Source organism: Pseudomonas sp. NFIX49, assembly GCF_900115915.1.
Classification (GTDB): Bacteria; Pseudomonadota; Gammaproteobacteria; order Pseudomonadales; family Pseudomonadaceae; genus Aquipseudomonas; species Aquipseudomonas pharyngis.
Genome location: NZ_FOYE01000004.1, coordinates 453,029 through 473,083 on the forward strand (window position 1 = coordinate 453,029; position 20,055 = coordinate 473,083).

At 60.9% G+C, this 20,055-nt stretch carries 14 protein-coding genes and 2 tRNA genes; 12 read left to right on the forward strand and 4 right to left on the reverse strand.

What is annotated here, in order from left to right:
- Positions 1–28 precede the first annotated feature (28 nt).
- The 10 genes from BMZ46_RS13965 to BMZ46_RS14010 all read left to right on the forward strand — a co-directional run bounded on the left by BMZ46_RS13965 (position 29) and on the right by BMZ46_RS14010 (position 13,005).
- On the forward strand, positions 29–1,408 hold the full coding sequence (locus BMZ46_RS13965) for an N-acetylmuramoyl-L-alanine amidase (RefSeq protein ID WP_371855323.1): 1,380 nt from the start codon (positions 29–31) through the stop codon (positions 1,406–1,408).
- Positions 1,405–3,312: a DNA mismatch repair endonuclease MutL gene (gene mutL, locus BMZ46_RS13970; protein WP_074689632.1), complete on the forward strand. Its 1,908-nt coding sequence runs from the start codon at positions 1,405–1,407 to the stop codon at positions 3,310–3,312. The genes BMZ46_RS13965 and mutL overlap by 4 nt, the downstream gene beginning before the upstream one ends.
- Positions 3,312–4,283 (forward strand): tRNA (adenosine(37)-N6)-dimethylallyltransferase MiaA, encoded by a 972-nt coding sequence (gene miaA, locus BMZ46_RS13975; protein WP_074689633.1) that lies wholly within the window; start codon positions 3,312–3,314, stop codon positions 4,281–4,283. Before mutL ends, miaA begins: the two co-directional genes overlap by 1 nt.
- 93 nt (positions 4,284–4,376) lie before the next feature.
- A complete protein-coding gene (gene hfq / locus BMZ46_RS13980; RefSeq protein WP_007902656.1) occupies positions 4,377–4,637 on the forward strand; it encodes an RNA chaperone Hfq in 261 nt (86 codons plus the stop codon).
- A 12-nt stretch (positions 4,638–4,649) separates the two neighbouring features.
- The gene (hflX, locus tag BMZ46_RS13985; protein WP_074689634.1) at positions 4,650–5,951 is read left to right on the forward strand and encodes a ribosome rescue GTPase HflX; all 1,302 of its coding nucleotides are present in this window, start codon (positions 4,650–4,652) and stop codon (positions 5,949–5,951) included.
- A 96-nt stretch (positions 5,952–6,047) separates the two neighbouring features.
- The gene (gene hflK, locus BMZ46_RS13990) at positions 6,048–7,217 is read left to right on the forward strand and encodes an FtsH protease activity modulator HflK (RefSeq protein ID WP_039766653.1); all 1,170 of its coding nucleotides are present in this window, start codon (positions 6,048–6,050) and stop codon (positions 7,215–7,217) included.
- The gene (gene hflC / locus BMZ46_RS13995; RefSeq protein WP_007950723.1) at positions 7,217–8,086 is read left to right on the forward strand and encodes a protease modulator HflC; all 870 of its coding nucleotides are present in this window, start codon (positions 7,217–7,219) and stop codon (positions 8,084–8,086) included. Before hflK ends, hflC begins: the two co-directional genes overlap by 1 nt.
- 313 nt (positions 8,087–8,399) lie before the next feature.
- Positions 8,400–9,587, forward strand: coding sequence for an ATP phosphoribosyltransferase regulatory subunit (locus tag BMZ46_RS14000; protein ID WP_011332186.1), 1,188 nt, complete (start codon positions 8,400–8,402; stop codon positions 9,585–9,587).
- A gap of 54 nt (positions 9,588–9,641) precedes the next feature.
- The gene (locus BMZ46_RS14005; protein WP_039766659.1) at positions 9,642–10,931 is read left to right on the forward strand and encodes an adenylosuccinate synthase; all 1,290 of its coding nucleotides are present in this window, start codon (positions 9,642–9,644) and stop codon (positions 10,929–10,931) included.
- 139 nt (positions 10,932–11,070) lie between these two features.
- Positions 11,071–13,005, forward strand: coding sequence for a methyl-accepting chemotaxis protein (locus BMZ46_RS14010; protein WP_074689728.1), 1,935 nt, complete (start codon positions 11,071–11,073; stop codon positions 13,003–13,005).
- 41 nt (positions 13,006–13,046) lie between these two features.
- Here BMZ46_RS14010 and BMZ46_RS14015 read toward each other — a convergent pair whose 3' ends face one another.
- The 4 genes from BMZ46_RS14015 to BMZ46_RS14030 form a co-directional block, all read right to left on the reverse strand.
- Positions 13,047–14,612: an ABC transporter permease gene (locus tag BMZ46_RS14015; protein ID WP_074689635.1), complete on the reverse strand. Its 1,566-nt coding sequence runs from the start codon at positions 14,610–14,612 to the stop codon at positions 13,047–13,049.
- Positions 14,612–15,622 (reverse strand): extracellular solute-binding protein, encoded by a 1,011-nt coding sequence (locus tag BMZ46_RS14020; RefSeq protein WP_074689636.1) that lies wholly within the window; start codon positions 15,620–15,622, stop codon positions 14,612–14,614. The genes BMZ46_RS14015 and BMZ46_RS14020 overlap by 1 nt, the downstream gene beginning before the upstream one ends.
- A 191-nt stretch (positions 15,623–15,813) precedes the next feature.
- Positions 15,814–15,900: transfer RNA gene (locus BMZ46_RS14025), tRNA-Leu, on the reverse strand.
- Positions 15,901–16,081: 181 nt separating this feature from the next.
- Positions 16,082–16,168 (reverse strand) — tRNA-Leu (locus BMZ46_RS14030).
- 224 nt (positions 16,169–16,392) lie between these two features.
- On the opposite strand from BMZ46_RS14030, the gene rnr reads away from it, so the two are divergent.
- Both rnr and rlmB read left to right on the forward strand, forming a co-directional pair.
- Positions 16,393–19,023: a ribonuclease R gene (gene rnr / locus BMZ46_RS14035; RefSeq protein WP_074689637.1), complete on the forward strand. Its 2,631-nt coding sequence runs from the start codon at positions 16,393–16,395 to the stop codon at positions 19,021–19,023.
- On the forward strand, positions 19,020–19,784 hold the full coding sequence (rlmB, locus tag BMZ46_RS14040) for a 23S rRNA (guanosine(2251)-2'-O)-methyltransferase RlmB (protein WP_039766671.1): 765 nt from the start codon (positions 19,020–19,022) through the stop codon (positions 19,782–19,784). Before rnr ends, rlmB begins: the two co-directional genes overlap by 4 nt.
- The last annotated feature ends 271 nt before the right edge of the window (positions 19,785–20,055 follow it).

A 20,055-nucleotide genomic window follows, 5' to 3' on the forward strand; every position in this document is an offset into this window, starting at 1 on the left:
TCGCGCGTTGGTGGCTGCCGTTGGACTGATGTTGATGGCAGTAACCGTCAACGCTGTGGCCGAGACGAAGGTCAACAGCGTGCGCCTGTGGCGGGCGCCGGACAACACGCGACTGGTGTTCGACCTGACAGGCCCGGTGCAGCACAGCGTCTTCACACTGACCGCGCCGGATCGTCTGGTGATCGACATCAACGGCGCCACCCTCGGCGCGCCGCTGAATGTGCAGACCGCCAACACGCCGATCACTGCGATGCGTTCGGCCCAGCGCACGCCGACCGACCTGCGGGTGGTCATCGACCTGAAAAAAGCGGTCACTCCGAAAAGCTTCTCGCTGGCGCCGAACGCCCAGTATGGCAACCGTCTGGTGGTCGACCTGTTCGACAACCCGGCAGACGCGGCACCACCGCCTGCGCCGACGCCGTCGGTCGCTACCGTACCGGCGGTGCCTGTCACGCCGGCTGAACCTGCGATCAAACTGCCACCGGCCCCGGCCGGAAAGCGCGACATCATCGTGGTCATCGACGCCGGTCACGGCGGTGAAGACCCGGGAGCATCGGGTTCTCGCGGCCAGCGCGAAAAAGACGTGGTACTGCAGATCGCCCGCGAGTTGCAGCGTCAGGTCAACGGCATGAAAGGCTTCCGCGCCGAACTGACCCGTACCGGCGACTACTTCATCCCGCTGCGCGGTCGTACCGAGATTGCCCGCAAGAAGGGCGCCGACCTGTTCGTCTCGATCCACGCCGACGCTGCGCCGTCTGCGGCCGCGTTCGGTGCGTCGGTGTTTGCCCTGTCTGATCGTGGAGCCACCTCGGAAACCGCCCGTTGGCTGGCCGACAGCGAAAACCGTTCCGACCTGATCGGTGGTGCCGGCAACGTCAGCCTCGACGACAAGGACCGGATGCTGGCCGGCGTTCTGCTCGACCTGTCGATGACCGCCTCGCTGACCTCCAGCCTCAACGTCGGCCAGAAGGTCCTGACCAACATTGGCCGGGTCACCCCGCTGCACAAGCAGCGCGTGGAACAGGCCGGATTCATGGTGCTGAAATCGCCGGACATCCCGTCGATCCTGGTGGAAACCGGCTTCATCTCCAACGCCAACGAAGCGAGCAAACTCTCGGCAGCGAGCCACCAGCAGGCGCTGGCGCGCTCGATCAGCAGCGGCGTGCGTCAGTTCTTCCAGCAGAATCCGCCACCGGGCACTTACATCGCCTGGCTGCGTGATTCGGGCAAGATCGCTCAGGGACCGCGTGATCACCGGGTAGGTCCGGGTGAGACCGTGGCGATGATTGCCGTGCGTTATCAGATTTCGCCGGCCACACTGCGTAGTGCCAACAATCTGAAAAGCGATGATCTGAAAGTCGGTCAGCACCTGACCATTCCCGGCACCGAACTGGCGTCCAAAGAATGAACCAGGTCCTGAACGCTGCCCGCATTGAACTGCTCAGCCCGCGGCTGGCGAACCAGATCGCCGCCGGTGAGGTAGTCGAACGCCCGGCCTCGGTGATCAAGGAGCTGCTGGAAAACAGCCTCGACTCCGGCGCCAAGCGTATCGACGTCGATGTCGAGCAGGGCGGCGTCAAACTGCTGCGAGTGCGTGACGACGGCAGCGGCATTTCCGCTGATGACCTGCCGCTGGCCCTGGCCCGTCACGCCACCAGCAAGATCCGTAACCTGGAAGACCTCGAACAGGTGATGAGCCTGGGTTTCCGGGGCGAGGCTTTGGCTTCGATCAGCTCCGTGGCGCGTCTGACCCTGACCTCGCGTACCCGCGACGCCGATCAGGCCTGGCAGGTCGAGACTGAAGGCCGCGACATGGCGCCTCGCGTGCAGCCAGCGGCGCACCCGGTCGGCACGTCGGTGGAAGTCCGTGACCTGTTCTTCAACACCCCGGCACGCCGCAAATTCCTCAAGACTGAAAAAACCGAATTCGATCACCTGCAGGAAGTGATCAAGCGTCTGGCGCTGGCGCGTTTCGACGTGGCGTTCCATCTGCGCCACAACGGCAAGACCATCCTCAGCCTGCACGAAGCCCACGATGACGCGGCCCGCGCCCGGCGTGTAGCGGCGATCTGCGGTTCGGGCTTCCTCGAGCAGGCGTTGCCGATCGAAATCGAACGCAATGGCCTGCATTTGTGGGGCTGGGTCGGTCTGCCGACCTTCAACCGCAGTCAGGCGGACTTGCAGTATTTCTTCGTCAATGGCCGTGCGGTGCGCGACAAGCTGGTGGCCCACGCGGTGCGTCAGGCTTATCGCGATGTGCTGTTCAACGGCCGGCATCCGACGTTCGCACTGTTTTTCGAGGTTGATCCGGCAGCGGTCGACGTCAACGTGCACCCGACCAAACACGAAGTGCGCTTCCGTGACGGGCGCATGGTGCATGACTTCCTGTATGGCACCTTGCACCGGGCCCTCGGTGATGTGCGCCCGGAAGATCAGCTTGCCGGTGCGGTGACCACCGCGATCGTCCGGCCGACCGGCCTTGAAGCCGGTGAATTCGGACCGCAGGGCGAAATGCGTCTGGCGGCCAATGCGTTGCTGGAGCAGCCGCAAGCGCAGCCGGCGTTCAATACCTCGTCGGGCGCCAGTGCGGGCGGCGCTTATCAGTATCAATACACGCCGCGTCCGCAATCGACCGTGCCGGTTGCCGAGGCCCAGGCCGCGTATCGCGAGTTTTTTGCGCCGCTGCCTGAAGCGAATGCCAACGCGCTGCCGGCCGGTCAGGAAGACATCCCGCCGCTGGGTTATGCGCTGGCGCAGCTCAAGGGCATCTATATTCTGTCCGAGAACGCCCAGGGCCTGGTTTTGGTGGACATGCACGCCGCTCACGAGCGGATCATGTACGAGCGTCTGAAGATCGCCATGGCCAGCGAAGGCCTGAGCGGCCAGCCGCTGCTGGTGCCGGAATCGCTGGCGGTCAGTCAGCGCGAGGCCGATTGCGCCGAAGAACATGCGGCATGGTTCCAGCGCCTCGGTTTTGAATTGCAGCGCCTTGGCCCGGAAACCCTGGCCATCCGGCAGATCCCGGCCCTGCTCAAGCAGGCTGAAGCCAACCGTCTGGTGGGCGATGTCCTGTCGGACTTGATGGAATACGGTACCAGCGACCGGATCCAGGCACATTTGAACGAACTGCTCGGCACCATGGCCTGCCACGGCGCGATCCGCGCCAACCGCCGCCTGGCCCTGCCGGAAATGAACGGCCTGCTGCGTGACATGGAAAACACTGAACGCAGCGGTCAATGCAACCATGGCCGACCGACCTGGACCCAACTGGGCCTGGACGATCTGGACAAACTGTTCCTGCGCGGTCGTTGATGAGCCAGCTTCCTCCAGCGATTTTCCTGATGGGCCCGACCGCTGCGGGCAAGACCGACCTGGCCATCGAGCTGACCAAGGTGCTGCCGTGCGAGCTGATCAGCGTCGATTCGGCGCTGGTCTATCGCGGCATGGACATCGGCACCGCCAAGCCTTCCAAAGAACTGCTGGCCGAATTCCCTCATCGACTGATCGACATTCTCGATCCGGCCGAAGCCTATTCGGCAGCGGATTTCCGTCGTGATGCGCTGGAGGCCATGGCCGAGATCACCGCACGCGGAAAAATTCCGCTGCTGGTGGGCGGCACGATGCTCTATTACAAGGCTTTGATCGACGGTTTGGCGGACATGCCGGCGGCCGATCCCGAGGTTCGCGCGCAGATTGAAGAAGAGGCTGCACGCCTTGGCTGGCAAGCCCTGCACGAGCAACTGGCGGTCATCGATCCCGAGTCGGCGGCACGCATCCATCCGAACGATCCACAACGACTGAGTCGTGCGCTGGAAGTTTACCGGGTCAGCGGTCAGAGCATGACTTCGCTGCGCCTGCAACAATCTGCGCAAAGTGCTGAAGCGGCCGCATCGGGACTGCAACAATTGCCCTATACTGTCGCGAACCTGGCGATTGCACCAACTAATCGCCAGGTACTGCACGAGCGCATTAAACAAAGATTCACAAGTATGCTGGAACAGGGATTCATCGACGAGGTCGTAGCCCTGCGTAATAGAAGTGACCTGCATGCCGGGTTGCCGTCTATACGTGCGGTAGGCTACCGCCAGGTCTGGGACTTCCTGGATGGCAAGCTGACGTCGGCCGAGATGCAGGAGCGGGGCATCATCGCCACGCGCCAATTGGCCAAACGCCAGTTCACCTGGCTGCGCAGCTGGAAAGATTTACACTGGCTCGACAGTCTGGATTGCGACAATCTGCCACGCGCCTTGAAATACCTTGGGACGATCTCCATATTGAGCTGAGTCCTTGCAATTGCCGTCTATCCTTGGGGGTGTGGCGGCAAAAGCCATCTGTTTACCTATTTTTTATATTGAATCCTTAAAGGAGTGCGGCACATGTCAAAAGGGCATTCGCTACAAGACCCTTACTTGAATACTTTACGTAAAGAGAAGGTGGGGGTTTCCATCTACCTGGTGAACGGGATCAAACTGCAAGGCACGATCGAGTCGTTCGACCAGTTCGTTATCCTGCTGAAGAACACCGTTAGCCAGATGGTTTACAAACACGCTATCTCTACAGTCGTGCCGGTTCGTCCAATTCGTCTGCCAAGCGCAACCGAATCCGAAGCAGGTGACGCTGAGCCAGGTAACGCCTGATAGGAGTCTCCTTTGTTCTTTGAGCGCCACGGTGGTGGTGAACGAGTCATCCTCGTTCACTTGGATGGACAGGACCCTGAGGCGCGCGAAGATCCGCAGGAGTTTCAGGAACTGGCAAATTCGGCTGGCGCCGAGACCGTTGCGTTTTTTAACGTGCCGCGTCATCGGCCAACCGCCAAATACCTGATTGGCAGCGGCAAGGTCGAGGAACTGCGCGACCTGGTTCACGCCGAAGAAGCCGATCTGGTGATCTTCAATCACGTCCTCACGCCCAGTCAGGAACGTAACCTCGAACGTGTTTTCGAGTGTCGCGTGATCGACCGTACCGGTCTGATTCTCGATATTTTCGCCCAACGCGCCCGTACCCATGAGGGCAAGCTCCAGGTAGAACTGGCCCAGCTTGACCACATGAGCACCCGGCTGGTCCGCGGCTGGACTCACCTTGAGCGTCAGGGTGGCGGTATCGGCATGCGCGGCCCGGGTGAAACCCAGCTCGAAACCGACCGGCGACTGCTGCGGGTACGCCTGCGCCAGATCAAGGGCCGACTGGAAAAAGTGCGCAGCCAGCGCGAACAGTCGCGTCGCGGCCGCTCGCGTGCGGATATCCCTACCGTGTCTCTGGTGGGATATACCAACGCCGGTAAATCCACGCTGTTCAATAACGTGACCAAGTCCGACGTGTACGCTGCTGACCAGCTGTTCGCCACGCTCGACCCGACCCTGCGCCGTCTGGATCTGGACGACCTGGGGCCGATTGTCCTGGCCGACACCGTGGGTTTCATTCGCCATTTGCCGCACAAACTGGTCGAGGCATTTCGGTCTACGCTCGAAGAGTCGAGCAACTCCGACCTGCTGTTGCACGTGATCGATGCGGCCGAACCGGATCGCATGTTGCAGATCGAGCAGGTGATGGTGGTACTGGGCGAGATCGGTGCCCAGGACTTGCCGATCCTCGAGGTCTATAACAAACTCGATTTGCTTGAAGGCGTTGAGCCACAAATCCAGCGCGATGAAAACGGCAAGCCCCAGCGGGTCTGGTTGTCAGCCCGTGATGGCACCGGTCTGGAATTGCTTGAGCAAGCCATTGCTGAATTGCTCGGCAGCGATTTGTTCGTGGGTACCTTGCGTTTGCCTCAGCGGTTCGCGCGTCTGCGTGCACAGTTTTTCGAGTTGGGCGCGGTACAGAAAGAAGAATACGACGAAGAAGGTGTCAGCTTGCTGGCCGTTCGATTGCCACGCTCGGAGCTCAATCGACTGGTCAGTCGTGAAGGCGTTGTGCCGACGGAGTTCATCGAGCAACACACTTTGCAATAAAAGCCTGACAAAGCGGTTGTGCCGCAACGGCAGGCATTCTGTAGCATTGGTCGGCGCGCCGTGGGTGCGTCTTTGCTTTATCAGATGGAGAGCGCTATGGCTTGGAATGAGCCGGGTGGCAACTCGAACAATCAGGATCCTTGGGGTGGCAAGCGTCGCAACAACGGCGACCGCAAGGGGCCGCCGGATCTCGACGAGGCCTTCCGAAAGCTGCAGGAAAGCCTGAACGGGTTGTTCGGTGGTGGAAAAAAACGCGGTGATGACGGTGGTGGCTCGGGCAAGAGCGGCGGCTTCGGCGGCCTGCTCGGCATCGGCCTGGTCGTGCTGGCGGCCGTCTGGCTGTACAGCGCGGTGTACGTCGTGGACGAGCAGGAGCAGGCCGTGGTGCTGCGCTTCGGCAAGTACTACGAGACTGTCGGTCCCGGCCTGAACATCTACTTCCCGCCGATCGACAAGAAGTACATGGAGAACGTCACGCGTGAGCGTGCCTACACCAAGCAGGGCCAGATGCTGACCGAAGACGAGAACATCGTCGAAGTGCCGCTGACCGTGCAGTACAAGATCAGCAACCTGCAGGACTTCGTGCTGAACGTCGACCAGCCGGAAATCAGCCTGCAACATGCGACCGACAGTGCGCTGCGCCATGTGGTGGGTTCCACCGCGATGGACCAGGTGCTGACCGAAGGTCGTGAGCTGATGGCCAGCGAGATCAAGGAGCGTCTGCAACGTTTCCTCGATACCTATCGCACCGGTATCACCGTTACCCAGGTCAACGTACAGAGCGCAGCGGCACCGCGTGAAGTGCAGGAAGCCTTCGATGACGTGATCCGCGCCCGTGAAGACGAGCAGCGTTCGCGCAACCAGGCTGAAACCTACGCCAACGGCGTGGTGCCGGAAGCCCGTGGTCAGGCCCAGCGCATCCTCGAAGATGCCAACGGTTACCGTGACGAAACGGTCTCGCGCGCCAAGGGTGAGGCAGATCGCTTCACCAAACTGGTCGCCGAGTATCGCAAGGCGCCCGAGGTCACTCGCCAGCGTCTGTACCTGGACACCATGCAGGAAGTCTTCAGCAGCACCAGCAAGGTGCTCGTGACCGGCAACAAGAACGGCCAGAGCAACCTGCTTTACCTGCCGCTGGACAAGATGATTCAGAACAGCTCGGGCAGCAATGCACCGGTCACCGGTTCGGCTGCCGCCAGTAACAACACGGACGTCACGCCGCATGTCACTGACGTGCCGCAGTCGCGTACAAGGGAGACCCGCTGATGAGCAATAAATCGCTGATCGCCCTGATCGTTGGCGTTGTTGTGGTATTGGTTGGCTGGAACTGCTTCTACATCGTCGCTCAGACCGAGCGCGCGGTGTTGCTGCAATTCGGTCGCGTGGTTCAGGCTGATGTTCAGCCAGGTCTGCATGTGAAGGTTCCTTACGTTAACCAGGTGCGTAAATTCGACGCACGTCTGATGACGCTGGATGCACCGACACAGCGTTTTCTGACGCTGGAAAAGAAAGCCGTGATGGTCGATGCCTACGCCAAGTGGCGCGTGAAAGATGCCGAGCGCTTCTACACCGCAACGTCCGGCCTCAAGCAGATCGCCGACGAGCGTCTGTCCCGTCGACTGGAATCGGGTCTGCGTGACCAGTTCGGTAAGCGCACCCTGCACGAAGTCGTGTCCGGTGAGCGTGATGCACTGATGGCTGACATCACCGCATCGCTGAACAAGATGGCGGAAAAAGAGCTGGGTATCGAAGTGGTCGATGTCCGGGTCAAGGCCATCGATCTGCCGAAAGAAGTGAACCGCAGCGTGTTCGAACGTATGAGCACCGAGCGTGAGCGTGAAGCTCGCGAGCACCGCGCCAAGGGTAACGAGCTGGCCGAAGGCATCCGTGCCGACGCCGATCGTCAACGCCGTGTGCTGCTGGCTGAAGCCTATCGTGAATCCGAAGAGATTCGCGGTGACGGTGATGCCCAGGCCGCTGCGATCTACTCCAAGGCCTACGGCCAGGATCAGGAATTCTACGGTTTCTACCGTAGCCTGCGTGCCTACCGTGAAAGCTTCGCGAACAAATCCGACGTCCTGGTCCTCGACCCAAGCAGCGACTTCTTCCGTTACCTGGAAAAGTCCAAGCCTTGATACGACGTTGACCTGAATCATTCCGCCCGGCGGCTAATACCTCGGGCGGGGTGATCCTTTGGGAAAACGTGTGTATGATGCGGCAGCCGGGAAATTCCCGGCTTTTTTGCGTCTGCACGTTTGATTGCTGTTTTTGTTGCAGAAGATCGGGTTGAATGGCCCGACAGTTTTTCGAGGAAAGTGATGGGCGAAGCCGGTAACAGGCCTTTCGCCGCGTCGTTCATGCGCGTGCGTTTTGAACGGGCCGGTCATTTTCTGCTTCACTCAAGGCTCGCCCTCGGGCTGGCCGCCCGGATCTAAGGGGAATGGCGTAATGGCAACGGTAGACCGCTGGCTGCTGCCAGATGGCATCGAAGAAGTACTGCCACCGGAAGCGGCGCGCATTGAAGTTGCGCGTCGTCAGGTGTTGGATCTGTTCCAGAGCTGGGGTTACGAGTTTGTCGTGACTCCCCATATCGAGTACCTGGAATCCCTGCTGACCGGCGCGGGCCAGGACCTGGATCTGCGTACCTTCAAGGTCATCGACCCGCAATCGGGCCGGCAGATGGGTTTCCGTGCCGACATCACGCCGCAAGTGGCGCGCATCGATGCGCACACCCTGCGGCGCGAAGGCCCGAGCCGTCTGTGCTACGCCGGCAGCGTGCTGCATGCCCAGCCGCGTGCCTTGTCGTCCTCGCGCAGCCCGATCCAGCTGGGCGCCGAGTTGTACGGCGATGCCAGCCCGAGCAGCGACGTCGAAGTCATCAGCCTGATGCTGGCCATGTTGCAACTGGCCGATGTGCCGGACGTGCACATGGACCTCGGGCATGTCGGCATCTATCGCGGTCTGGCCCAGGCGGCTGGCCTGTCGGGTGAAGTCGAGCAGCAGTTGTTCGATGCGTTGCAACGCAAGGCCATCGACGAGGTCATTACCCTGACCGAAGGCCTGCCGGCCGATCTGTCCGGCATGCTGCGTGCGCTGGTCGACCTGTGCGGCGGCCGTGAGGTGCTGAGCGCTGCCCGCGAGCGTCTGGCCAATGCGCCGGCACCGGTACTGGCGGCACTGGAAGATTTGCTGGCAATCGCCGAGCGTCTGTCGGTGCGCTTCCCGGAGCTGCCGCTGTACTTCGACCTCGGCGAGCTTCGCGGTTATCACTACCACACCGGTGTGGTGTTCGCGGTGTTCGTGCCAGGTGTTGGCCAGTCCATCGCCCAGGGCGGTCGCTACGACGACATCGGCGCCGACTTCGGTCGCGCCCGTCCGGCTACGGGCTTCTCCACCGATTTGAAAACCCTGGTGACCCTGGGGCGTGCTGAGATCGAGCTACCGTCTGGCGGTATCTGGATGCCTGACAGTACGGATGCGGCACTCTGGCAGCAGGTTTGCCAGTTGCGCAGTGAGGGTCAGCGTGTCGTTCAGGCGTTGCCTGGACAACCTTTGGCCGCCGCCCGTGATGCGGACTGCGACCGGCAATTGATCCAGCAGAACGGGCTTTGGCAAGTATCGCCACTGGCTTCTTGAGTTTTCCTGCCGGCTGACGCCGGCACCAAGTTTGCGCGAATGAGGACAAGTGTTATGGGTAAGAATGTCGTAGTCCTGGGCACCCAATGGGGTGATGAGGGCAAAGGCAAGATCGTTGATCTGCTGACCGAACATGCTGCCGCCGTAGTGCGCTACCAGGGTGGCCACAACGCCGGTCACACTCTGGTGATCGACGGTGAAAAAACCGTCTTGCACCTGATCCCGTCGGGCGTGCTGCGCGAAGGCGTGCAGTGCCTGATCGGCAACGGCGTGGTGGTTGCACCTGACGCCCTGCTGCGCGAGATCACCAAGCTGGAAGAGAAAGGCGTACCGGTGCGCGAGCGCCTGCGCATCAGCCCTTCCTGCCCGCTGATCCTGTCCTTCCACGTGGCGCTGGACCAGGCCCGTGAAAAGGCCCGCGGCGAGCTGAAGATCGGTACGACCGGTCGCGGCATCGGCCCGGCTTACGAAGACAAGGTTGCACGTCGCGGTCTGCGTGTCGGCGACCTGCTCAACATGCCGCGCTTTGAAGACAAGCTGCGTGAGCTGGTGGACTACCACAACTTCATGCTGGTCGGTTACTACAAAGAGGCTGCCATCGAGTACGAAAAGACTCTGGCCGAGTGCAAGGAATACGCCGAGCTGCTCAAGCCGCTGATGCTGGACGTGACTGCCGAGCTGCACGACCTGCGTCGCGCCGGCAAAGACATCATGTTCGAAGGCGCCCAGGGTTCGTTGCTCGACATCGACCACGGCACCTACCCGTACGTGACCAGCTCCAACACCACCGCGGGTGGCGTGGCGACCGGTTCGGGCGTTGGTCCGATGTTCCTGGACTACATCCTGGGCATCACCAAGGCTTACACCACTCGCGTAGGTTCGGGCCCATTCCCGACCGAGCTGTTCGACGAAGTCGGTGCGCACCTGGCCAAGCAAGGTCACGAATTCGGCGCTACCACCGGCCGTGCCCGTCGTTGCGGCTGGTTTGACGCCGTTATCCTGCGTCGCGCTATCGATGTGAACAGCATCTCGGGCATCTGCCTGACCAAGCTAGACGTACTCGACGGTCTGGAAACCATCAACATCTGCACCGGCTACAAGGATGCACAAGGCAACGCCGTTGCTCCGACTGACGCTGACAGCTACGTGGGCCTGCAGCCTGTGTACGAAGAAGTGCCAGGCTGGAGCGAGTCGACCGTGGGTGCCAAGACCCTGGAGGAGCTGCCGGCTAACGCTCGTGCCTACATCAAACGCGTTGAAGAGTTGATCGGCGCGCCGATCGACATTATTTCGACGGGGCCGGACCGAAACGAAACTATCGTTCTGCGTCATCCGTTCGCTTGATAAGTCGTTGATGTAAAAAACAAAGGCCCCTTCATCGGGGCCTTTGTCGTTTATGCCCGTTGGACGGCATGACCTTTGCTGTGATTCTGTCTACAAGAGTGCCATCAAATTAATGGCGTCAGAAGTAGAGGGATTCAAAGTGTCAGCCGTTCTCTCACTGTTACAAAGCCGTTTGTTGCGGCCTGTGTTCGTTACCCTTGGTATCGCCCTTTTGGTGCAAGTGCTGGTGGCCGTCGCCCTGACGCGGAGCACCGTGACCGCGCTGGAAGCCGATCTCGGCACTCGCCTGGGCGCCGATAGCCAGAAGTTGTCCGGAGAGCTGGAGCAGGCCGGGCGCGAAGTCACGTCGAGTCTCGACAACCTCTCCTCGAGTACCCGTCAGCGTCTTACCGCCGGTCTTTCCTCGCGTCTGAAGGAGGAGCAGTCGCAGCTGCGTGCGACGTTGGAAAAAGACCTGAAGGATTCGGCCAATGACATGGCTCAGTTGCTGGCCTCCGTGGCGCCCCGTGCCATGTGGGACAGCGACGTACCGACCCTTTCCGAATTCGCCCGCCGGGCCCAGCGTAATCCCAACGTGCTGTTCGTGGTGTATGACGACGCCACCGGCCAGCATCTGACTCGCTACCTCAACCGCGAAAACCCGATCAACAAGGCCCTTTTGGAAAAGGGTCAGGGCGAGCGGGCGCTGGATAAAGTGCTGGATGCGGCGAAGAACGATCCGTCGGTCTACTACCTTGAAGCTTCGATCAATCCCAATGGCGTGGAAATCGGCAAAGTGCTGATGGGCGTCTCGACCGCCTCGGTTGAAACCGATCTGGCGGCGCTCGATCAGCGCTTCACGGCGTTGATTGCCAGCAGCGATCAACTGGTCGGCGACAGCCTCAAAGGCGCTGCTGCCGACAGTGCCACCGCCATGCAGGCTCGCCTGCAATCGGCGCAGTCCACGGCTGCCGAAATGAAGGCCAACACCACCAGTACCGTACAGGACGCTGCAGCAACTCTGCGCTGGCGTATCGGTATGGGCCTGGCGCTGGTCGGTGCCGGGGTGCTGTTGCTGCTGGCGGTGGTGCTCGGTCATCGAGTGGTCAATCGCCTGAAAATGCTCAACGCTGCCATGGATGATCTGGCAGCCGGCGAGGGCGATCTGACCAAGCGCGTGCAGATCAACAGCAAGGACGAAATCGGCGACATGGCTTCGGCGGTCAATCGCTTTGTGGACAAGTTGCAGCCGATCGTGCGCGAGGCCGGGGATGTGGCTCAGCGCACCGGTGTGGAAATCGGCGCCATGACCCTGCGCAACGCCGGGGCCGACGCAGCGGCCGGGATGCAGCGTGATGAAGTGGCCGAAAGTCTGCGGGCGCTGTCGCAAATGGCCGATGAGGCTCAGTCGGAAAGCCATGCGATGCAGGCGGCGTTGAAGCAGGTGGTCGATATTCGTCAGGCCACTGACGAGAACACTCGCACCTCGGCCAAGGTCGGCAGCCTGATCGAGGCGCTGGCGGGGCAGGTCGACACCGGGGCGAAAGTCATCGAGCGGCTGGCGCAGCAGAGCGAACAGATCGAAGTGGTGCTGACCGTGATTCACGGCATCGCCGAGCAAACCAACCTGTTGGCGCTAAACGCTGCCATCGAAGCGGCCCGGGCCGGCGAGACCGGTCGCGGGTTTGCAGTGGTGGCGGACGAAGTCCGAGCGCTGGCGAGCAAGACCCAAAGCTCCACCGGAGACATTCAAGCGCACATCGTGGCTCTGCAGCAGGGCGCCCGTGAAGCGGTCGAGGCGATCGGTCAGGCCGGGCGTCAGGCCAGCGAAGGTTTGCTGGTGCTGCGTGACAGTGCGCGGTTGCAGCAATCGGTGCAGGCGTCGGTCGAGCAGGTGCATGCGGCGATTGGCCTGGCGACTCAGGCAGCGGCGCATCAGGCGCAAGGCGCGCAGGCTGTGCGGGGGCGCGTCGAAACGATTCATGCCCAGGCCGAGAAAGCCGCACAGGCGGTCGTCGAGACCACGGCCAGCGGCAAGGTGCTGGATGGTCTGGCGGCGCAACTCAAGGCCAGTCTGGGGCAGTTCCGAGCTTGATGTAGCGGGCAAAAAAATCGCAGCTTCGGCTGCGATTTTTTTTATCGGCTCAAATACATCCGGGTTGTCAGCAGGTAGACGGGCAATCCCGACACCACAATCAACAACGCCGCATAAGGCGCCGCCGCTGCGAACTCGACATTTGCGGTATGCGCCCAGACTTCAGTCGCCAATGTGTTGAGCCCGGTCGGACTCAGCAGCAATGTAGCCGTCAGTTCTTTCATGGCATCCAGAAACACCAGCGCAAACGCTGCGCCCAGTGCCGGGAAGATGATCGGTAAAGTCACCCGGCAGAACGCCGTGAACGAAGAGGCGCCGAGGGTGCGGGCGGCTTCTTCGAGTTGCGGGGCAGCCTTGTTCAACGCCGTGCGGATCGGCGCCTGAGCCAGCGGCAGAAACAGCAGCGCATACGCAATCAGCAATAGCGCGGAAGTCTGGTACAGCGCCGGCACGTAATGCAGGGCGAAATACACCAGCGTCAACGCGATTACCAATCCCGGCAGGGCGTGCAGCAGATAGGGCAGGCGTTCGGCCCAGATCGCCAGTTGGCCCTTGTAGCGCACCACCAGCAGTCCGACCGGCACCGCCAGCACCAGACACAATCCAGCGCCACCGAGCGAAAGTGCCAATGAGGACAGCAAGGCTTCAGTGATCGCCGCAACCGGGAATGCCGCTGACGATCCCACGGCGAGCCAGTAGGCCAGCATGCCCAGCGGAATCCCGCTGCCGACAATCGCCAGCATCAGGCAATACAGCTGACCGGCAATCGCCCAAGGGCCCAGTCGCACTTGTTCAGCTCGACGCGCCGCACCTTGGCCGGTACGTACATGTCGTCCCTTGCCGCGCACCCGCAACTCCAGCCACAACAGCATCAGGCACAGCGCCAGCAATACCGCCGACAGCATCGCCGCGTTGGCATTGCTGAATTCCAGTTCGAATTGCTGATAGATCGCAGTGGTGAAGGTTTGCAGGCCAATGATCGACAGTGCGCCGAACTCCACGAGCATGTGCAATGCGATCAGCAACGAGCCGGCCAGCAGCGAAGGCCAGAGCAGCGGCAGGGTGACGCGGAAAAACACGCCCCAGCGATTCTGACCCAGCGTCCGTGCCGATTCTTCAAGAGATGGATCAAGATTGCGCAGCGTGGCGGCTACCGGCAGGAAGATCAGCGGGTACTTCGACAGGCTCATCACCAGGATCGCCCCGCCGAGTCCTTCGAACTGTGCGCTGAGCGAAACCCAGGTAAAGCTGCTGACGAATGCCGGCACCGCGAACGGCAGGCAAAGAATCACGCCCCACAGCCGTCGGCCCGGCAGATTGCTGCGCTCCAGCAGCCACGCCAGCGACAGGCCGATCACGCCGCAAGTCACGGTCACGCCAACCATCAGCGCCAGCGTGTTGCGCAGCAGGCCGAACACATAGGGGCGCCACAGCAAGTGCAGCGCTTCGGTCCAGCCCGCCTGCCAGGCTTTGATCCCGACGTAGGCCAGCGGCAACAGGCTCATGACCACCAGCAACAACACCGGCAGCACCAGCCAGATCGACGGCCGTTTGCGCCGTGGTACGTAACCCCCGCGTGTAGCGGGGGCGGATAACGATGCGGTCATCAGTTCAGGCCAACTTCGCGTTCCAGCTCCAGCGCCTCTTCGGCATTACCCAGATCGGCCGGCGTGACATCCGGCGCTTCCAGTTCGCTGAACGGCTTGAGGCCGCGATCCGATTCCATGCCTTTGTGCAGCGGGTATTCGGCGGTGGTCTGGGTGATCACGCGCTGGCCTTCTTCGCTGGCCATGTAGGCGAGAAATTGCTGGGCTTCTTTTGGATGTTTGCTGGATTTCAGCACGGCTGCGCTGGACACGGTGATCAGGCCGCCGACATCGCCGCCGGTGAAGTAATGCAGTTTGGAATCAAGCTGGCCTTTCTCCCGCTGCAGGGCGAACCAGTAGTAGTTGTTCACCAGCACGGTGGCGACTTCGCCGTTTTCCACAGCCTTGAGGGCGACCATGTTGTTGCTGTAGGTCTTGCCGAAGGCACGCAGACCGGTCAGCCATTCTTCGGCGGCTTCGCGACCGTGCTTTTTGATGATGGCCACGGCCTGTTCCTGGAACGCGCCGCTGGTCGGGACGAAGCCGACCTTGCCTTGCCACTGCGGATCGGCGAAATCCAGCACCGATTTGGGCAGATCTTTTTCGTCGATCAGTTTCGGGTTGAAGGCCACCACGCGAACCCGGGCGGTGACGCCGATCCAGGTGCCGTTGCCGGCGACATATTCTTTCGGCAGAACAGCCAGGGTCGCGTCGTCGGCCTTGGCCAGCAGCCCTTGCTCGCCGAGGTTGTTCAGCGGCGGGGATTCTTCGGTGTAGATGACGTCGGCGGGGGAGCGGTCGCCTTCTTCGATGATCTGGCTGGCCAGCTGATTGCTGCTACCTTTGCGGACATTGACGTGAATGCCGGTCTTGGCTTCGAAGGCTTTGGCGATCGCGTCGCCGACTTCCTTGTGTTGACCGTTGTAGAGCGTCAGGGAAACCTTGTCGGCAGCCTGGGTGAGGGGAGTGGCGAGTGCCAGGCCGAGCAGGGTGAAGGTCAAGCCGCGGCGCAGGGTATTTCGAAACATCATTCGCAGGGTTCCTCACTGTCGCATTGCAAAAACTTGCAACAATGATAAACGATATTGTTTCTCAAGTGCGCCTTGCGGGGAGGGGGTGGGTCTGATAGGCGTTGGGATTCAGGTTTTCCAAACCCCGGAAACGCAAAAACCCGCTTTCGCGGGTTTTTGTGAGATTCAAGATCGTGATCTTGAATTTGAATTGGTGCCCAGAAGAAGACTCGAACTTCCACGACCGTAAGGTCACCAGCACCTGAAGCTGGCGTGTCTACCAATTTCACCATCTGGGCTTCATCTTCAGCGTCGCCGCTGTTGATGTGGCGCACTATACGGAGCGCCTTTTGATCTGTAAACCCCTGATTTGATTTTAATAAATCATTTTCAGAAAAATGCGGGGCGCAGAATGCGAAAAACCCGCTTTCGCGGGTTTTTGTGTGAGTCTTGAAACTGATCTAGTCTCAAACTCGAAATTGGTGCCCAGGAGAAGACTCGAACTTCCACGACCGTAAGGTCACCAGCACCTGAAGCTGGCGTGTCTACCAATTTCACCACCTGGGCATCTCGTCAACGTGTGTGCGTCGTCGATGGCGCGCACTATACGGAGCGACTTTTTAACTGTAAACCCCTGCCGGCAAAAAAAATGATTTTTTTTACCAGCGGTGTTCAAAACGGCTTTCGAACGTCGATAGAGGGCTTTAGAAAGGCCTTTATAGTCTGAAATTTCCCGTTTGATGGCGCCTATGCCAAACTAACCCGCATATAGACAAGGTGAAAACTCTCTAATGGCCGATTGGCAGTCCCTCGATCCCGAGGCCGCTCGTGAAGCGGAAAAATATGAAAACCCTATTCCCAGCCGCGAACTGATCCTTCAGCACCTTGCTGATCGAGGTTCGCCTGCTGCCCGCGAGCAACTGGTCGAAGAATTTGGTCTGACCACAGAAGACCAGATCGAAGCCCTGCGCCGCCGCCTGCGCGCCATGGAGCGCGATGCTCAACTGATCTATACCCGCCGTGGCACGTATGCACCAGTCGACAAGCTCGACCTGATCCTCGGTCGCATCAGTGGTCACCGGGACGGCTTCGGCTTCCTGGTGCCGGATGACGGCTCCGACGACCTGTTCATGAGCCCGGCGCAAATGCGTCTGGTGTTCGACGGCGACCGTGCCCTGGCGCGTGTTTCCGGCCTGGACCGTCGCGGTCGTCGCGAAGGCGTGATCGTCGAAGTGGTGTCCCGTGCCCACGAAAGCATCGTCGGCCGCTACTTCGAAGAAGGCGGTATCGGCTTCGTCGTCGCGGACAACCCGAAGATCCAGCAGGAAGTGCTGGTGACGCCGGGCCGTAACGCCAACGCCCAGATCGGTCAGTTCGTCGAGGTGAAAATCACCCACTGGCCGACTCCGCGCTTCCAGCCGCAAGGCGACGTGATCGAAGTCGTCGGCAACTACATGGCGCCGGGCATGGAAATCGATGTCGCCCTGCGCACCTACGACATTCCGCACGTCTGGCCTGAAGCCGTTCTGAAGGAAGCCGGCAAACTCAAGCCGGAAGTCGAAGAAAAAGACAAAGAGAAGCGCGTCGACCTGCGCCATCTGCCGTTCGTCACCATTGACGGCGAAGATGCCCGCGACTTTGACGACGCGGTCTACTGCGAAGCCAAGCCAGGCAAGCTGCGCCTGTTCTCCGGCGGCTGGAAGTTGTACGTGGCGATTGCAGACGTTTCCAGCTATGTGAAGATCGGTTCGGCTCTGGATAACGAAGCCCAGGTGCGCGGCAACTCGGTGTACTTCCCCGAGCGCGTGGTGCCGATGCTCCCGGAGCAGCTCTCCAACGGCCTGTGCTCGCTGAACCCGCACGTCGATCGTCTGGCCATGGTTTGCGAGATGACCATCTCCAAGTCCGGCGAAATGACCGACTACTGCTTCTATGAAGCGGTGATCCATTCCCACGCCCGTCTGACCTATAACAAGGTCAGTGCGATGCTGGAAACGCCGAAGGCGACCGAAGGGCGCAAGCTTCGCGGTGAATACACCGACGTCCTGCCGCACCTCAAGCAACTCTACGCGCTGTACAAGGTATTGCTGGCTGCCCGTCATGTGCGTGGCGCGATCGATTTCGAAACGCAGGAAACCCGGATCATCTTCGGTTCCGAGCGCAAGATTGCCGAAATCCGTCCGACTACCCGTAATGACGCGCACAAGCTGATCGAGGAATGCATGCTGGCGGCCAACGTGGCCACCGCTGAGTTCCTGAAAAAGCACGAAATCCCTGCACTGTACCGCGTCCACGACGGCCCGCCACCGGAGCGTCTGGAAAAGCTGCGCGCGTTCCTCGGCGAACTCGGCCTGTCCCTGCACAAAGGCAAGGATGGTCCGTCGCCGAAGGACTATCAGGCACTGTTGGCCAGCATCAAGGATCGTCCGGATTTCCACCTGATCCAGACCGTGATGCTGCGCTCCCTGAGCCAGGCGGTGTACAGCGCCCAGAACGAAGGCCACTTCGGCCTGAATTACGAAGCTTATACCCACTTCACCTCGCCGATCCGTCGTTACCCGGACCTGCTCACGCACCGGGCGATCCGCAGCGTGATCCATTCGAAACAGGACACCCCGCACGTTCGCCGTGCCGGTGCGATGACCATTCCGAAGGCGCGCATCTATCCGTACGACGAAGCAGCGCTGGAGCAACTCGGCGAGCAGTGCTCGATGAGCGAGCGCCGTGCCGACGAAGCGACCCGCGACGTAGTGAACTGGCTCAAGTGCGAGTTCATGAAGGACCGCGTGGGCGAATCGTTCCCGGGCGTGATCACTGCCGTGACCGGTTTCGGGCTGTTCGTCGAACTGACCGATATTTACGTCGAAGGTCTGGTGCATGTTACGGCGTTGCCGGGTGACTACTACCACTTCGACCCTGTGCACCACCGCCTGGCGGGCGAGCGCACCGGTCGCAGCTTCCGTCTTGGCGATACCGTTGAGGTGCGGGTGATGCGCGTCGATCTCGACGAGCGCAAGATCGACTTCGAGATGGCTGAAAAAACCATCAGCGCGCCGATCGGCCGCAAAAAGCGTGGCACCGAGACGACCGCTCCTGCAGCGAAGGTTGTGGAAGAGAAGGCTCCGGCAAAATCCGCCAGCCGTCGCCCGGCCAAGGAAAAAGCCGTCGAGGCTTATCGTCCGAGCGATGCCGTGGCGAAAAACGCCGAACTGCGCAAAAGCCGTGAAATGAAGAAGGCCTTGCTGGCCGACGCCAAAAACGGTGGTAAAGCGGCGTCCGGGGGAAAGACCGGACGGTCGGTGCCTGACAAGGCTTCCGGCGGCAAGCCAGCCAAACCGAGCAAACACCGTAAAGGCCCGCCGAAAGCGGGTTCCGCTCCAGCCAAAAGTGGCGGGGCGCGTAAACCGAAGGCGAAGTCATGAGTCAGTTGGAAAAAATCTACGGCGTTCACGCGGTAGAAGCGTTGCTGCGTCACCACCCTAAACGCGTCAAGCAGATCTGGCTGGCCGAGAGTCGCAACGATCCGCGGGTGCAGACGCTGATCGAGCTGGCCAACGAAAACCGGGTCCAGATCGGTCAGGCCGAGCGCCGCGAAATGGACGCCTGGGTCGAAGGCGTGCACCAGGGCGTGGTGGCGGACGTCAGTCCGAGCCAGGTCTGGGGCGAGGCGATGCTCGACGAGCTGCTCGATCGCACCGAAGGCGCGCCGCTGTTGCTGGTGCTCGACGGCGTGACCGACCCGCACAACCTCGGCGCCTGCCTGCGTTCGGCGGATGCTGCCGGTGCGCTGGCGGTCATCGTGCCAAAAGACAAGTCGGCCACCCTGACCCCTGTGGTGCGTAAAGTGGCTTGCGGCGCGGCGGAAGTGATTCCTCTGGTGGCGGTGACCAACCTTGCGCGCACCCTGGAAAAGCTTCAGCAGCGCGGGTTGTGGATTGTCGGCACGGCGGGTGAGGCCGAAGTCAGCATCTATGACCAGGATCTGACCGGTCCGACCATCCTGATCATGGGTGCCGAAGGCAAAGGCATGCGTCGTCTGACCCGTGAGCATTGCGATTATCTGGTGCACCTGCCGATGGCCGGTAGCGTCAGCAGTCTCAACGTCTCGGTTGCGACCGGCGTGTGCCTGTTCGAGGCCCAGCGCCAGCGCGGTGCCAAGGCCAAGGCGGCTAAAAAGGCTTAAGCCTCACGGCGTCATAAATGTGGGAGCGAGCCTGCTCGCGAAGCGGAGTTACATTCAGCATCATTGTTGGATGTTAAGCCGCCATCGCGAGCAGGCTCGCTCCCACAGTGTTTTCTGGTGTGGCAGAAAGTGTGACTGTTCAAATAATCACCAATTGCCTTGCGCCTCTTCAGTCCCTTCTCTACAATTGCGCCCCTTGCTGTGGCGGCAGGCATGCATGTGCCCCGCGCCAGCAAGTCCATAAGTGTCATTCACTCCTTGTCTGACCGTT